Raw genomic sequence first — 1,401 nt, forward strand, 5'->3', positions numbered from 1 at the left:
TCATCGAGTCGTTAGTTTACCAAGTTTATCTCTACGGTTTCTTCAGCATAGCTCAGAAGAGACTATCGTTTAGATGCTAGTTTAACAATCTCAGACTTCACTAAAATCATGATTAACTCTATTTTAATGCATAACAATACCCATCAATTAAGACATTATGATAGAGATAGTGATATGCCATCAGACTTACCAGCAGTTCCTCTGCAACTGTGGAATTGGGGGCTACAACATCGAACAGGCAAGCTACGCTCTGTGTCAGAGAAGTCTCTACACATTGCATTATTACCTAGAAAAAAAGGCACTTTGTCAGATTTAGGTATTAAGCTTTTTGGTAATTACTATATTTGTGCAGAAATAAGAGAACAGGGTTGGCTCCACCGAAAAAACGCAGTTAATAGGCCTAAATCGCTAGTGGTTGCTTACGACCCCATTGATGCAAATACACTCTATGTATTTTATGAAAAAGATAGCCTGAAGTATTGGCAAGCTCATTTATCTGATCGGTCTAGAGAGTTTAGATACTGTAGCTTTTGGGAAGTTTGGCAGATTCAGCAAGAACAGAAAAAGACATTTGCAACACAAGAAACTAAAAGTAGTTTAGCTTTAGAAGAGCTTGAGCGAGAAAATGAGAAGATTATACAAAAAGCCATAAAGTCTAAGCCCAAAACATTTCAAACTAAGACTGCCCAGTTAGCCAATATTAACGATAATAGAAGACAAGCTAAAGATGAAGAGCGGCAAAGCAGACAAAAGAACAAAGCTCGGACAGGTAAGATAATTCAATTGCCAAAAACAATAACAAAAGAACAGAATAAAAGCCAATTAAGTGATGAAGAACTGGCACTAAAATATCCTATCTATCATAACATTTTATCTGATGATGACTAATGGCAAGTGATTGAGGCTAATGATGATTAATGCTGTCTACAGAAAAAGCTTTGGCTCCTATAAAGGTAATCCATTTATTGAAGCATTGCCTGCAGTTTTAGAGCCAAGACAAGTTGCAGAGAAAATACAAGGTGCCATAGATTTTACGTCTTATGATACTCAGGCATCAGCATCAGTACGAGCTCATTTGATATCACAAATGATGGAACAGTTTTTTTATCCTATTAATCGTCATATTGATCTTGAAAAGAAACTATCAATAATGATTCGTGAGGGATATGTAGGGCGCAACCCTAAAGATGGATCACTAAATACTCGTCTTCAGAATGGTTATGAAAGATTAATGTCGGGCGAAGATGATTCATTTAGGTTTCCAACCATAACCTCTACAGCCCGCAGTCTAGCTTTTATAGGTTGCTCAGGTAGTGGCAAAACCACCACTCTCAATAAAATCCTATTGACCCCTGCCGTCAAATCCGTAGAACCAAACTTGGGAGATTTTAATTACGCAGC

The 1,401-nt window shown here is 37.3% G+C and carries 1 protein-coding gene and 1 pseudogene; both read left to right on the forward strand.

Features of this window, described 5'->3' with window-relative positions; translation table 11 throughout:
- The first annotated feature begins 108 nt into the window (after positions 1 to 108).
- On the forward strand, positions 109 to 888 hold the full coding sequence (locus tag EI161_RS14380; RefSeq protein ID WP_225735421.1) for a Mu transposase C-terminal domain-containing protein: 780 nt from the start codon (positions 109 to 111) through the stop codon (positions 886 to 888).
- A 19-nt stretch (positions 889 to 907) separates the two neighbouring features.
- Positions 908 to 1,401: pseudogene (locus EI161_RS14385) on the forward strand (transcriptional antiterminator); the annotation flags it as partial.

Origin of the sequence: Psychrobacter sp. FME5 (assembly GCF_014861375.1) — a bacterium.
In the GTDB taxonomy this organism is placed as follows: Bacteria; Pseudomonadota; Gammaproteobacteria; order Pseudomonadales; family Moraxellaceae; genus Psychrobacter.

What these genes read in the sequence shown, in the direction of transcription:
- EI161_RS14380 (WP_225735421.1), top strand. Translation starts at nt 109, where the DNA reads ATGATTAACTCTATTTTAATGCATAACAATACCCATCAATTAAGACAT.